Genomic DNA, 14,445 nt, shown 5'->3' with positions numbered 1-14,445 from the left:
TCACTCCAGATGATGGCATCGTTTTGCAAATAAAAATTTATTAAAAAGAGTGCGGAAGTTAAAGGTTTGCCCGGGCAAAAGCAAGATAAGAAGATTCTTTAAAAGCTAATAATTATAAAAGTTTAATAGCCATTACAAGTTGGTCATTTTCTTTTTCCGGCAGGTTGGAAAAACAATTTTCAATAGATTCTACAATGTCATTTTTTTCTGATGAAAAATGCGGCAAGCAGAATTCATTCATCGTTTCTGGATCAGTAATATCTTTACCGGAGACATAATTTACCAAAGTCGATTTGGGACGCATTTTTATTTTAGTCGCCTTAATAATTTTGGCATACTTCGATTCGTAAAAAACGGGTAAAGAATCCGGATTAATTACATTATTGTTTTCATTTAAAATTAATGGCAAAGCCTGGTGGATAGAAAATGATGTAAACTCTGGTTTTGCAGCATTTATATGGCCCATGGATAATGTAAACGCCGCATTATAAATATCGGGGGAAAAGGCCCGCAGAATCATATCAAACACATTGTACAAATCTTTTTCCTGAAAGTTTTTTTCTTTTAATCCTCTGAAATAACCTGTAGCAAATTGCTGCAAAAGCAATTGAACAAAAGACGTGTTAATATCTTTTGCAAATCCACCGGATATAATATAAATGTAGTTTTGATTATCAACATATACCGGAATAAAAACAGTTGTAACAGGAGGCGCAGCGAATTTAACCCGTGCAGAAATTCTAAAATATTTATTTGCCTGGCGATAGTTTAAACTTTTAATCGCTTCAAGATTTTTTAATGGCAATTCTGTTGTAGTTTTTTCTTTGCCATTTTGAGCGTTTAATAATTCAGTCCTCAGCTGTTCGTTTTTGTGAAATAAATCGATCACATCTTTACGAATAGCAATATGGCTGTGGATTCGAGCAACAATTTCTACAGGATCAAAAGGTTTTGTCAGATAATCTGCCGCACCAAGAGCTAATCCTTTAGCCTTATCAACGGTTTCATTTTTAGCAGAAAGAAAAATTACAGGTATGTGTTTTGTTTCGTTGCTTTCTTTCAGGATTTTACACGTTTCGTAACCATCCATCCCGGGCATCAGAACATCGAGCAAAATAAGATCTGGTTTTTCAGTATTGGTAACTTCTATGGCTTCCTTGCCGGATGACGCGCTTACAACATTAAAATTATTATTGGTCAGTGTTCTGTCAAGAAGCTTAACATTAATATTGTTATCATCAACAACCAATATTTTAAGATCTTTTAAATCCATTTATTTCTATTCTATTTTTTCCTTTGTCTTCTTATCGGTTTCAGCCAATCAATATTGAGATTTCAGGAAAGAAAGAACGGAAAAGTTATCTCTACTGGATTGCTATTTCGTTTTCATTGTAAAAACGCCATCCCAGTTTTCCCCGGGTGGCTCGGTTTTATTGTATTTACAGCGTCTTACATATCTCTGACAAGGGCCGTCTTTGGCATCAATTGCCAGGGCTTGCTCAAAATAATTGATTGCCCAATCCCAGTTTTGCTCGAGATATTCTTTAAATCCACGTTTAAATAGCTCAATCACTTTCATTTTTTTATCAGGCAATCCTTTTTCTGTAATCCCGACTAATTCATAAACTTTGACTGGCTCAGTTTTCCCTTTTACACGCAAAAGATCAAGCTGACGCGTGATAATTTTGTCACCTGCTTCTTTTACTGTTTCATCGCCAATCATAATATCTGTGCCATATTGCTTATTAGCCGGTTCCAGGCGTGCGCCAAGGTTTACGGCATCACCCATAACCGTATAATCAAAACGGGTTTCGCTGCCCATGTTGCCTACAACCATTTGGCCGGTATTAACACCAATCCGTGCGTAAAGCTCATCACGCCCCTGTTTGCGCCACAGAACACGCATTCTTTCCAGGGCCTCTTGCATTTCTAAGGCAGTAGCACAGGCGTTAAAAGCATCGTTACCATGAGAAACAGGTGCACCAAAAACAGCCATAATTGCATCGCCTTCATACTTGTCCAACATACCATCATATTTAAAAACAATATTTGTCATTTGAGTCAGATAATCATTCAAAAGGCTAACAAGGGCTTCCGGTGATAATTTTTCAGAGATTGTCGTAAAGCCGGCCACATCGCTAAACATTACAGTACACTTTTTCTTTTCACCGCCAAGCTTAATTTTTTCAGGATTGGCAAGCAGTTCATCCACTACGGATTTAGTTACAAAGTGGGAGAAAGTTGTGCGGATAAACCTTTTTTTGCGTTCCTCTGTTGCAAAGCGGTACATGTAGACCAAACTAAATGTCGCAAAAATTGTCAACATGGGCGACACAATTTCTACCCAGATATTCATATCAAATAACATCATAGAGACAATGACATGGAAAAAGCCTGTAAGGATTACTAAAAGGATACTATACAATGGTGTAAAGTAACTCATCAGAATACCAAGGATAATACCGATACTAACCATTAGTAAAAACGATTGCGTATTACTTAACCGCTCAATAAAGTCATCATTGATAAGTGTGTTTATTATGTTGGCATGTATCTCAACCCCAGGGAAGGCAGGAAATACCGGAGTACTTCGTAAATCAAACAGGCCTGCCAGACTGGTCCCAACCAAAAATATTTTATTTTTATAATATTCCTTTGGTACCTCTTCTGCCAAAACGTGATAAAAAGATATATACCGAAATGTTTGAAATGTACCATAATAAGTGATTCGCATATTTCCATTTTCATCAACAGGAATGCTGCGCACCAAATTACCCTGGGAAAATAATTCAAGTCGGTTTGGTCCATTCATGGCAAGTTCATCAATTTTTTCAAGCTCCATAAACATTCTCAAAGCCAACGACGGATATAAATGATTATTAAATTTAGAGAACAGATGAATTGTCCTTGCAACACCATCATCATCGGGATTAAAATTTACATGACCGTTGCCCGTGCTTGCATTTAAAAGCTCAATGAATTCATTTTCAAATCTTTTTTGCTTGGCAAAATCCGGTAATGGGTTGCCTTTTATCTGATAATGGAATTTCCCACTTTCAAAACCTGCCGGCTCTTTGGACATTTCGTAACGGAAATTCAGAGAATCAGCTTTGCCATAATAGAGCGCATTGAAAACATTGCCTGCTTCTCTTACCGAGCTGACAAACTGTAAATCCTGCTCTGTTTGCCAGAGAACTTTATCAAAGATAATATCAAGCCCGATAACCTTTGCGCCACCATCATTTAAGTTTTTAATAAGCTTTGGATAGTATTCCCTTGGCCACTGTGAAAATTTACCAAGCTTTGATGTGGCTAATCCATCAATATCTACAATTACAACGGTGTCAATTGAAAATTTTTCAACATCCTGTACTTTTTTCTTTACGCGCCAGTCATAGGTTCTGGCTTCGTATTCATACATAATGTCATTGGCAAAATAATTAGCCATTAGCCAAACTATCACTGAGGCTAAAAAACCCAAAAACGCACCATAACCAATCCGGCCTAAATGTTTTTTCATTGTTTTTTCCTAAAAGTTGGTTTATAAATGAGAGCGGTGGAATTTCCCGATTAAGTCAATAATTGCATTGATATCATCGCGGTTATTATAAAAATGCGGACTAAAACGTAATGCACCATCCCGGATAGAACAAATCACATTATGCTTTTTTAAAAACATAGATAATTCTTCAGCATCAGGGTGTGAAAAAGAAAAAATACCAGACCAGTAAAACGAATCTTCATGCCCCAGAAATTTCATACCATAGTCAGGCAACCTGTCCACCATTTGTTTTCCCAAAATGAGAAGATGCTGTTCTATCGTTGCAATCCCAACCCGGTGCAATATATCCAGCGAGGCGGATAAGCCACATATTCCTAAATGGTTTTGTGTTGCATATTCAAAACGTCGCGCATCAGGTAGTAATTCAAAATTATAATCGAGATAATCAAGAGAGTTTGTTACACTGTCCCATCCGACAAAAGCCGGTGATATTTTTTCAAATAAATTTTGTTCAAAATACATAAAACCAATTCCCATCGGACCCATTAGCCACTTATGTCCACCGCAGGAAAGGAAATCTATATGACAAGCTTTTACATCCAGCGGAATAGCACCTAAACCCTGAATCGCATCCACACTAAAAATCAAATCATGATGTTTGGATAGAGCGCCTATCGCCAGCAAATCATTACGGTAACCTGTGCTAAATTCTACAAAGCTGATTGAGATCATCCGTGTTTTTGGTGTAATCGCTTTTTCGATATCTTCAACCTCAATGCAGCCATTTTTGCTTTTTACAAAAACGACCTCAACACCCTGTTTTTGCAAATTTAAGAACGGGTAAACATTGGATGGGAATTCAAGATCGGTTAAAATGATTTGATCACCTTTTTTCCACTTTAAACCCTGAGCCAGCCAATTGAATCCCGTGGAAGTGTTGGCAGTAAACGCAATTCCATTTTCTTCAACATTTATAATTTTAGCAAGTAAGGAACGTGTTTGGTCACGTAATTCAACCATTTCTTCAAAAAATTCAATTTCACCAAAACTACGGTTATTGATAAACCAATCCATCTTTTCACGCACATCTGTAGAAAGTGGCGAAACCCCGGCGTGGTTCAAATAAATCTTGCTGTTTGTAAAAGGAAACTGGTTTCTGTAAGCTGTAAAGGGCATTGAATAATCCTCTTCTATTTATAATTCGTTGCAAGCAATAAGGCTTTCTGATTATATAAACTAATGAAATGCTGAACTGTTGAATTAATGCAAAACAATTCTTCCTCGTCTCACCTAATCAAAAATTCAATTATTCATTAATTCATTTCTAATAATCACCATCATCATAAAAGGCAGATTGATGATGCGTAATATTTGCCGGGTAAGATGAAAAATCTACAACAATTACATCTAATCGTACATCTTGCCCTTCGTATTTAGGATTTTCACTTAAAAACCCATAGACACCTTTAATAATTTGTTGCTGTTTTCGCTTATTAACACGAAATTCTGCTGCGCCCAGGGGTTTGGAATAGAAACTTTTTACTTCGGATACTACAACAGTTGAATCTTTTTGGGAAATTATATCCAACTCCGAACGGCCAGAACGATAGTTTTCTGCAATGATATTATGGCCGGCCTGCTCCAAATATTTTTTAGCAAGCTGTTCACCTTTTTTGCCGAGAACCTGATTTGCAGTTTTGTTTCCCATGGAGATTCCGGAGTGCCCGTTAACTATTGAAATGCTGTTGGTTGAACATTACTGTTTATGAAAATAAATTGAAAAACGATCTAGTTCAATAATTTCCAATAACTTAAGGACTTTTTATGAACCGTCTAATAATTATAATTCTCTGTTCCCTTTCTATTGCTTTTGCTCAGGAAACTGATACACTTTACATATTACAAACCACAGATCTACATGGTCAAATTTATCCTTATAATTATTTTACAGACCAGCCGGATGAAAGGGGTGGTTTGGCAAAAGTTTACACACGTGTAAAAGAATATCGTCAAAAGCATAAAAATGTAATTCTGCTCGATTCGGGCGACTTAATGCAGGGAACACCTCTTGCCTATTATTTTAACCAAAATGAAAGACACTTAACCCACCCAATGATTTTAACAATGAATTACATGGGATATGATGCATTTGCTGTAGGCAACCATGATATTGAGCAAGGATTGTTTGTTTATACACAGGCTGAAAAGAATTCAAATTTTCCCTGGCTTTCTGCAAACTCAGTTATGGAAGATGGACGAACATTTTTTGAACCTTCCACAATTATAGAACGAGGGACAATTAAAATCGGCATTTTTGGTTTAACAACACCTGGCATACCCATGTGGCTTGATAAAACGCTCTATCCGGGAATTGAATGGCAGGACATGGTTGAAACTGCCAAAAGCAAAATTAAATCACTCCGCCCCAAAGTGGATGTTATGCTGGGAACTTTTCATGCCGGGTTTAACGCAGAATATAGTAAAGCGGCAAGTGATGCTGCGGGTATTCCCAATGAAAATGCATCAACCTGGGTAGCCGAGCAGGTAAAAGAATTTGATGTTGTTTTTGCAGGTCACTCGCACCGGGCGGGTCCAATGAAAATTGGCAAAGAAAATAAAATGCTCTTTGACGGTGAACCGGCAAAGATCAATGCCGGGTTTTGGGGACGTAATTTGGCCGTAATAGAAATTATCCTTAAAAAAGAAAATGATGCCTGGAAAATTACAAATAAAAGTGGCTGGATTGAATCGATGAAAGATGTTGAGCCGTCTCAATCCATTTTAGACCTGACAGAATATTATCATAAAACTACTTTAAAATACATCCGCACGGAAATCGGCTCATTAACCAAAGCTATTGATGCAAAAAAATCTAAGTTTAAAGATACTGCCGTTATCGAATTAATTAACAAAGCACAGATTGCCCATACAGGAGCAGATATTTCTTTTGCTGCTTCGTTTAACGATCGGTTTAGCATGGAAGCCGGGCCAATTTCCATAAAAGATATTTATGGGATGTACCGTTATGAGAATTTTCTTTACATGGTTGAAATGAGCGGCCAGCAGATAAAAGATTTCCTTGAGTATTCTGCCAAGTATTTTGAAATGGAAGATGGCAAAATTATCGGCAGTAAAAAGATTCCCGGATTTAATTACGACATGGCTGAAGGTGTAAATTATAAAATTGATGTTCGTAAACCGGTTGGTCAGCGAATCATAAAAATGAAAGATGCCAAAACCGGCAAAGCTTTTGATCTTAAACGTAAGTATAAAGTAGCTTTAAACAGCTACCGAGCCAGTGGCGGCGGCGGACATATGGCTGCAGCCGGTGCAAGCGACAACCCGATTATTTTTAAATCTAGCAAAGAAATGCGTAATATTTTGATTGATTATATTTCGAGTGAAAAGACAATTACACCAAGTGTTGATGGAAATTGGGAAATTGTAAAAAACTAATCATGAATTAATGTCATTCCGAGCGGAGCAACGCGAAGAGAAGAATCTTATTATTAAAAGGGATGCTTCGTGACTCAGCATGACATATTAAACTTTGAAAGCAATTGAATAGCAGGTCAATATGAAATCAAAAATCTTCGTAATCCTTATCTTACTTTCCGGCATGGTTTTCTCTCAGGAAACCTTGCAACCCTATCACTGGGCAAATTCTTATATTGATTATTTTATCGTGCGTGGCGATTTACAAAAACTGGACAAGTTGAATCGTCCTTTTTCAAGAATGGAGATTACAAAACTCTTGTTGAAACTGGATTTGGAATCGGACACTTTTTCTGCCAAAGAGCAAAAAATGCTAAAATTACTTCTTCGGGAATTTGAGTTTGAAGGCAGGCAGCTTGTTAAAGAGGAAAGCGGATCCGGCTGGTTGAACTTAATGAATAAGGCAATGAGTTTTTTGGGCAAAAGCAAAGACAAGCTTGGTTTTAAAGCAGGAGCCTATGCAATTGCCGGCTACAATTCGCTTCAAATGGCTGATTCATCTTTTGGATCGTTTCAGCTTAACCCAAGGGCAACTCTGTCATTCCAGGATATTTTGACGCTTCAACTGAATATCAGAATTTTTAACAAAGCACCTGAGAATTATATCGGCAAAAAATTCTCGGGCGTTTATGCTTATACTGAACAAAGTTACCTAAGCCTCAACACCGATTGGTTTGGTTTAAAATTTGGACGTGATTATATGCAAAGCGGGCCGGGACAAACAGGTCAATTACTTTTTTCTGACAACAGCCAACCTTTTGATATGTACCATGTTCGTTTAGGCAAAAGCACCGTTCAGTTCTTATTTTGGGGAATGTTGATGAATGCGGTTTCAACAGCGGGATCTCCACAGGCTAAATTTTCAAACACCGCTGATCGATACCTTAATGGTCATAAACTCAGTTTCAATATTGCCAATAAATATCGTTTTGCCTTTAGCGAAGTAATTTTATACGGCGGGGCAAATCAAGGCTGGGATATGGGACTTGTTAATCCCTTAATGTTCTACTATGGATACAACCTAAACAACAGTAATTTTGACGCAAATATTATGTACAACTTTGAATGGGATCTGTATTTTGATAATAATATAGAATTCTATGGTGAGTTTTTGCTTGATGATTTTCAGGTTGAAAAGAAATCACCGGGTGATCTGGAACCCAACGAGCTTGGACTTATTGCTGGTGTTAAATGGGGTTTACCTTTTGGAATGACTGGCAGTTTGATCAATGCGGAATATGTACAGGTGCGCAACCGCACTTATAATGTAAAAAACAACCGCTGGGAAAAATATCTGCACCGCAACCAGGTAATCGGATATGCACTCGGCAATAACCTTGAGCGCTATTATCTTGAGTATAACTGGTGGGCTTTACCTGAGCTAAAAGTTGCCATAAATGCCGGGTTAATCCGCCAGGGAGAAGGAACTGTCCAGGGCGAATTTAACACAGATTTTGAAAACTATACAGTTGAAGAAGGCTATGACGAACCCTTCCCATTTGGGACGGTTGAATCGGATATCCATACCGGAATAAATGTTTTTTACAAACCAGCAAACATTGGCCATATTGAATTGGATATTAGCAACCATAGTTTTACAAATTATAACCAGATTAAAGGTAACGATGAGAATGATCTACAGGTGCGTTTAAACTTGTGGTTGCAATGGGATTATATTTTTAATCAGGAAGAGGACGAATGAGACTAAATCCGAAAGCAGGATTATAGTTCATCTAAATCCCCCTAATCCCCCTTTAAAAGGGGGACTGTAGTTCATTGGCTAGTACCAAAATCTTGTTAGGGGGATAATAGTAATGTAAAGGAATAAATTTTGTTTTTTGCACATGAACTAAAAGCCCGCGGTTTGATTTATAATGGTCGTCACCTTCCCTATAATCCCCAATTGGTTGAAAGGGCGAAACAACTCCGAAAGAACATGACTTTTGCTGAAAAAAAACTTTGGAAGAAATTCTTTAAGAACTTTCCTTTAAGGGTGCTACGACAAAGACCAATCGATCATTTTATCGTTGATTTTTATATTGCTAAGCTAAAATTGGTAATTGAGATAGATGGCGAAATCCATGAGAAAACAGAAAACATTGAATATGATAAACAAAGATCACTATTTCTTGACGTATATGGTTTAAAAATAGTCGCTTTAACAATGACCAGGTTATCAACTCATTCGAGAATGTTTGCAAAGAAATCAATAGCTACATTGACAATAAGCATAAATAAGCCTTTTCCTGTCTTTTTTTCTTTAACCTAATTCAGTATATTTGTCCTAATAATTTTTTAGGATCCTCAAATGAAAACATTACTCTTTTTTGTATTACTATTTTTTTCGGCTACATATTCTCAGACTTATGAAATTAACAGGAAAATTGCAGCAACCATTTTACCTCAGGGTATTCGCTGGCAGTCACTAAGCTCAAATGGTTTCTCCTATAATTTTCCAACAACTTTATCACAAATTAGCGGAAGCAATCCCGCTGCCCTCGTTTTTTTTGATACTTTGGCTGTTGGGTTGTCCTATCAATATAACTCCAATATAAATGAAGCATATCTCGCTGATTTCGGTTATATCAATAGCTATATTGGTTTGCCCCAATCTTTAGCTTTTGTTTATCCCTGGAATGAGTCTTTAACAATAGGATTTTCAGCTTCTCAAAAATATAATAGTATTTTGGATTTTGGAGAAATGGATATAACAACAATCGAGAATCCGCAAGGAACAGGTGAGACTTTCTCTTCAAAAAGACAAACGAATATTTATGCCTTTTCAGCAATTGCTGCTTATGATATTTCTCGTTTTTTATCTGGAGTAAGTTTCGCAATTCGTGTCAATTATGATTATTTCCGTATGAAAGATAAAATTTGGCACTTAGAAACTAATGCTTCTGGTTCTTCTCCCAGTTTTGCCACAGGAGTTAATTACAGAATTGAAACCGGGCATGGACAAATTGAACTTGCAGGTTACTATGAAACGGGTATTGATATAAGTGGCGATTTGGAATACAAAGGTGTAAATCTCATTCAAACTTTAGACCCTGATCCAAATAATGGTAGTTTTCAAACACCAATTATTAATCCCAGCACTTGGAAGGCAGTTGCTGAGCTTCCAAACCGTTTCCACTTCGGGGTAAATTTTAGAAGTGCGACAGACATATTTTTAATGGAATTGTCCTACGCTGACTGGGAATCAGCAGGTCTTTTTAAAAATAGTCTTGATTTCTCAACAAGTTATGGACATCCGTTTTCAGACCAACTCCTAATTTTCTACGGAATTTTTATTATTAATCACAAATTCAAATCGAAATATTTATATTCCGAAAATAAATTTAACTCAAAATTTTTAACTGTCGGCGCTAATACTCTATTTAATGGATTCAATATCGACATAGTTATTGCAGATAGCCACCTGTTTAGTCACAAGTGGCACAAACAAACAATCTTTAAATTCGCTGTGGGGAAAGCTTTTTGAAACCAAATTTATAAGTCAGCATCGGCTATAGAAATACGTGCCGGTTTATTACCCCACGCCTTTTTTACTTTATCAAGCACTTTTATATAAGTGTTATAATCAGCTTGTGAATTTGATTTTATTGAAACTACTAATTCCGGATGATCAGCAAGTTCTGTTTTCACCAATGATGTGATCTCGGCAAGAGAAATCTCTTCTCCATCAATTGCCACACGGTTTTGCCCATTTATCATAATATTGACAAGGTTATCTGGGTGGATTTCTTTTTCTTTCCCCGGAAATTCTGGTAAATGCAGGCTAATGCCCTTTTCAACATCAATACTTGTTGTTACCAGAAAAAAGATCAACAATAGGAAAACAATATCAGCGAGTGATGAGGTAGGTATTTCTCCATCATTTTTACGTGGCTTAGCTAAAAACATATAACCTCCCAATTTTTGATGAAAAATTTTGTTAACTGGAACAGAATTTGTTGCTCTTTAACTAATTCGTATTAATAGAGATGCCCGATTCTTCTTATTAGAATTTGTGGATAATCGGTATAAGGATATAACCTTTTTGCTTTAAACTAAAAAACATCAAATTTGGGAGAAAGTCAAATTAAAATCAGTGAGGGTATTAAAATATTATTTGGGATACTTTCTTCGTCAACATGACAATCAGATTTAATTATAAAAAAGGCTTGTCATTCCCCGACAAACGGGATTTTCAACCTGCATGTTTTTAGCAGGAATCTAATACATGAAGCACCGGATTCCCGATCAGAACATTCGGGAATGACAAAAAAAAAGCGAGAACAATGTCTCGCTATATAATCTTATCTGCGTTCACGGCGTTTGCCTTTTGAAGGGCCGTCTTTTGGAAATCCACCCCTTTTATCTTTCCGATCGCGGAAGCTTTCTTTTTTTCCGGTGCGCTGATTATCCCTTGGCTGTGCCACTTCTACCTGGATAGATCTTTTATCAAACTTTGCACCGCGGAAGGCAGCTAAAACCTGGTCTGCATAAAATTCGCCCACTTCAAAAAAGGAAAAGGTTTTCATAACTTCAATCTTGCCAATTTCCATTTCCCTATCCTGGCAGTAGCGGTTTATCAATCCAATTAATGTGCCGGCATTCAAATTGTCCTTGTTACCAACATTTATAAAAAAGCGAGTATAGCGTGTTTTGGAAAAATCTCTTCTGGATTTTTTTTGTCTGTCCGGGCGGTCCGAAAAATCGCGTCTTGATTTTTCAACAAAATTAATATCTTTTGCATTTTTATAATAATCGAGAAAGCGGTTAAACTCCAAAGCCACAAAATTTTTAATCAATTCTTCTTTATCCAGATCTTTTAGTTTTTCATAAACATCCGGTAAAAACGGATCGATCTGTTCATGGTCAATTTCAACATTTTGCATTTTATCGATCAGATGAAAAAGCTGGGTTTTGCAAATTTCTGCACCACCGGGAACACGTCGATGTTCAAACTTTTTACCTATCAATTGTTCAATGCGTCGAATCTTGCCCTTTTCCCGGCTATGAACAATATTGATCGCAATACCGGCTTTACCTGCACGACCGGTTCTACCACTTCTGTGCGTGTAAACTTCCAGGTCATCAGGCAAATCAACATTTATTACATGGGTCAAATCATTTACATCCAAACCTCGTGCCGCAACATCTGTTGCAACCAGCATTTGCAGGTTTTTTACCCTAAATTTTTGCATAACAAAATCACGCTGAGATTGAGTTAAATCTCCGTGAAGCGCATCGGCATTATAACCATCGTGAATCAGTTTATCTGCAATCTCTTTTGTCTCTTTTCGTGTACGGCAAAAAATAATCCCGTAAATATCCGGGTTAATATCGGCGATTCTTTTAAGGGCCAGATAACGATCTTTGGCCTGCACCATATAATACAGGTGCTCCACATTTGCGGCTCCGGCATTACGCTTGCCAACCGTAATTTTTTCCGGATCACTCATATAATCTTTAGCAATTTTCTCTGCTTCGCGCGGCATGGTTGCAGAAAATAAAAGAGTGTTTTTATCAGAGGGTGTGTCCTGCAAAATATTATTCAAATCTTCCTGAAAACCCATATTGAGCATTTCATCGGCTTCATCCAAAACCACAGTATTGATTGTTGTAATATCTGCTTTTTTGCGATACATCAAATCCAGCATTCGGCCTGGTGTAGCCACAATAATATGGACACCTTTTTCAAGTGATTTAATCTGCCGGTTAATATCTGTCCCACCATATACAGCAGTAATATTCATACCCTTTATAAACTTAGAATATTTTTTTATATCTTTAGCAATTTGAATACACAACTCGCGGGTTGGGCTGAGAATCAGCGCCTGCGTATTTTTGTTTTCAAGATCAATGTGTTCAATAATTGGTAATCCATAAGCGGCTGTTTTGCCAGTTCCTGTTTGTGCCAATGCAACTAAATCGGTTGGTTTGCTTAACAACAACGGGATTACTTTTTCTTGTACAGGTGTCGGTTTTTCAAAACCAAGTTCCTGAACACCTTTTAAAACATTTTCTGATAGACCAAGCTGATCTATGGTAATACTTTCCAAAATCTTCTTCCTTTTCAAATAAATAAATATACCGATTGAAACAATTTGTATTTTGAATCGAGTATAATTGTCAAACTAAGTAGTTTAAATAACAAACCAATTCTGTTTCAATATAATAGCCGCGAAAGGTACTAACTATTAGGCCAAATAGCGAATCTGTTTTTAATTGTGATTTGCTCTAATAGGACGGGCTCTTTTAACATTATAACTAAAACCGAAACGCAAAAAACCTGTTATGAGTGATTTGTTTAAAAGTTTAGCCACAATTATATTCAATGGAGTGTATAACCACTAATAATAATGAAGGCATAGAAATGACACTTGAAGATTTAGGATATACCAAAGAATTAGAAGCTTACAGAAAAGAACAGAACCTTGACTCGTTTGGAATCGGAAGGGTTATTTCAGAACATAAAGGTCGATTTTCTGTAAAAACTGACTCCGCCGAGTTTGATGCAGAAGTTATTGGAAATATGAGATTTACAGCTTCAAATAGAATTGACTTGCCTGTTGTCGGCGATTGGGTGTCCATTGCAGAATACGATGATAACAAAGCTCTCATCCATGCAATTTTTCCCAGAAAGTCAATTATTGAAAGAAAGGCTGTTGGCAAATTTGGGCAAACACAAATTATTGCTTCAAATATTGATTTTGGAATAATCGTTCAGTCTATAAACAGGGATTTCAACATAAATCGACTGGAGCGTTATCTGACGATATGCAATGCTTCTAAAATTGAACCTATTATTATTTTGAGCAAAGTTGATTTAATTGATAAACAACAAATGGAAGAATTGTTATCTCAAATAAAAGAAAGAATTAAAAACATCCCGATATTTGCAATAAGCAACCAGACTCAATTGGGTATTGATGAGCTAAAATCCAAACTAATAAAGGGGTGTACTTATTGTTTATTGGGTTCATCAGGTGTAGGAAAGTCTACACTTATAAATACATTAACCGGAACCATTATGATGGATACCGGCGAAATAAGCAAAAGTATTGATCGAGGCAAACATGTAACAAGCCACAGAGAATTACTTGTTTTAGAAAATGGAATATTAATTGACAATCCTGGAATGAGAGAAGTTGGAATAACAGATAGTTCTGGTGGTCTTGAAATAACGTTTGATAAAATTTTGACTTTTGCTCAAGATTGTAAGTTTAATGATTGCACCCATACAAATGAAAAAGGTTGCGCTGTGTTGGCTGCAATTGAAAATGAAGAATTAGATTCTGACTCTTATGCAAATTATCTTAAGATGGAAAAAGAAAAAATGCATTTTGAATCGAATGCCCAAGAGCGAAAAAAGAAGGACAAAGATTTAGGAAAATTGATAAAACGCATCAAAAAACAAAAAAGAAATATCAAGTATTAATCATTTAATAATGAGTAAA

General features: G+C 36.6%; 10 protein-coding genes and 1 pseudogene. 5 read left to right on the top strand and 6 right to left on the bottom strand.

All coding sequences use genetic code 11. From position 1 onward, the window contains the following. Nucleotides 1-112: 112 nt before the first annotated feature. The 4 genes from HND50_14820 to HND50_14805 form a co-directional block, all read right to left on the bottom strand. Entirely contained in the window at nt 113-1,273 is a 1,161-nt protein-coding gene (locus tag HND50_14820) for a response regulator (GenBank protein ID NOG46512.1), read from the bottom strand. A gap of 102 nt (nt 1,274-1,375) precedes the next feature. Next, complete coding sequence (locus HND50_14815) at nt 1,376-3,520, bottom strand: adenylate/guanylate cyclase domain-containing protein (GenBank protein ID NOG46511.1); 2,145 nt, start codon at nt 3,518-3,520, stop codon at nt 1,376-1,378. A 21-nt stretch (nt 3,521-3,541) separates the two neighbouring features. Then, nucleotides 3,542-4,678 (bottom strand): aminotransferase class V-fold PLP-dependent enzyme, encoded by a 1,137-nt coding sequence (locus tag HND50_14810; GenBank protein ID NOG46510.1) that lies wholly within the window; start codon nt 4,676-4,678, stop codon nt 3,542-3,544. A 148-nt stretch (nt 4,679-4,826) separates the two neighbouring features. Beyond that, entirely contained in the window at nt 4,827-5,210 is a 384-nt protein-coding gene (locus tag HND50_14805) for a YraN family protein (GenBank protein ID NOG46509.1), read from the bottom strand. A gap of 116 nt (nt 5,211-5,326) precedes the next feature. Here HND50_14805 and HND50_14800 point away from each other — a divergent pair, with 116 nt between their 5' ends. The 4 genes and pseudogenes from HND50_14800 to HND50_14785 all read left to right on the top strand — a co-directional run bounded on the left by HND50_14800 (nt 5,327) and on the right by HND50_14785 (nt 10,481). After that, nucleotides 5,327-6,958 carry a bifunctional metallophosphatase/5'-nucleotidase gene (locus HND50_14800; GenBank protein ID NOG46508.1) on the top strand — a complete coding sequence of 544 codons (1,632 nt, stop codon included), beginning with the start codon at nt 5,327-5,329 and terminating at the stop codon, nt 6,956-6,958. A 121-nt stretch (nt 6,959-7,079) separates the two neighbouring features. Then, the gene (locus HND50_14795; protein ID NOG46507.1) at nt 7,080-8,699 is read left to right on the top strand and encodes a hypothetical protein; all 1,620 of its coding nucleotides are present in this window, start codon (nt 7,080-7,082) and stop codon (nt 8,697-8,699) included. A 234-nt stretch (nt 8,700-8,933) separates the two neighbouring features. After that, nucleotides 8,934-9,235, top strand: a pseudogene (locus tag HND50_14790) (DUF559 domain-containing protein). Nucleotides 9,236-9,305: 70 nt separating this feature from the next. Beyond that, nucleotides 9,306-10,481 (top strand): hypothetical protein, encoded by a 1,176-nt coding sequence (locus tag HND50_14785; GenBank protein ID NOG46506.1) that lies wholly within the window; start codon nt 9,306-9,308, stop codon nt 10,479-10,481. Nucleotides 10,482-10,489: 8 nt separating this feature from the next. Here the strand turns inward: HND50_14785 and HND50_14780 are convergent, their stop codons facing one another. Both HND50_14780 and HND50_14775 read right to left on the bottom strand, forming a co-directional pair. Further along, nucleotides 10,490-10,903 (bottom strand): biopolymer transporter ExbD, encoded by a 414-nt coding sequence (locus HND50_14780; GenBank protein NOG46505.1) that lies wholly within the window; start codon nt 10,901-10,903, stop codon nt 10,490-10,492. Nucleotides 10,904-11,298: 395 nt separating this feature from the next. Next, nucleotides 11,299-13,077 carry a DEAD/DEAH box helicase gene (locus HND50_14775; protein ID NOG46504.1) on the bottom strand — a complete coding sequence of 593 codons (1,779 nt, stop codon included), beginning with the start codon at nt 13,075-13,077 and terminating at the stop codon, nt 11,299-11,301. A gap of 284 nt (nt 13,078-13,361) precedes the next feature. Here HND50_14775 and rsgA point away from each other — a divergent pair, with 284 nt between their 5' ends. Next, entirely contained in the window at nt 13,362-14,426 is a 1,065-nt protein-coding gene (gene rsgA / locus HND50_14770; protein NOG46503.1) for a ribosome small subunit-dependent GTPase A, read from the top strand. Nucleotides 14,427-14,445 lie beyond the last annotated feature (19 nt).

Source organism: Calditrichota bacterium (assembly GCA_013112635.1).
Classification (GTDB): domain Bacteria; phylum Calditrichota; class Calditrichia; order Calditrichales; family J004; genus JABFGF01.
This window is presented reverse-complemented; position numbering and strand designations above follow the sequence as displayed.

Excerpts from the sequence above, each read along its gene's own strand:
- rsgA (NOG46503.1), top strand. The coding sequence starts at position 13,362 with ATGACACTTGAAGATTTAGGATATACCAAAGAATTAGAAGCTTACAGA.
- HND50_14785 (NOG46506.1), top strand. The coding sequence starts at position 9,306 with ATGAAAACATTACTCTTTTTTGTATTACTATTTTTTTCGGCTACATAT.
- HND50_14800 (NOG46508.1), top strand. The coding sequence starts at position 5,327 with ATGAACCGTCTAATAATTATAATTCTCTGTTCCCTTTCTATTGCTTTT.
- HND50_14780 (NOG46505.1), bottom strand. The coding sequence starts at position 10,903 with ATGTTTTTAGCTAAGCCACGTAAAAATGATGGAGAAATACCTACCTCA.
- HND50_14810 (NOG46510.1), bottom strand. The coding sequence starts at position 4,678 with ATGCCCTTTACAGCTTACAGAAACCAGTTTCCTTTTACAAACAGCAAG.
- HND50_14795 (NOG46507.1), top strand. The coding sequence starts at position 7,080 with ATGAAATCAAAAATCTTCGTAATCCTTATCTTACTTTCCGGCATGGTT.
- HND50_14805 (NOG46509.1), bottom strand. The coding sequence starts at position 5,210 with ATGGGAAACAAAACTGCAAATCAGGTTCTCGGCAAAAAAGGTGAACAG.
- HND50_14820 (NOG46512.1), bottom strand. The coding sequence starts at position 1,273 with ATGGATTTAAAAGATCTTAAAATATTGGTTGTTGATGATAACAATATT.
- HND50_14815 (NOG46511.1), bottom strand. The coding sequence starts at position 3,520 with ATGAAAAAACATTTAGGCCGGATTGGTTATGGTGCGTTTTTGGGTTTT.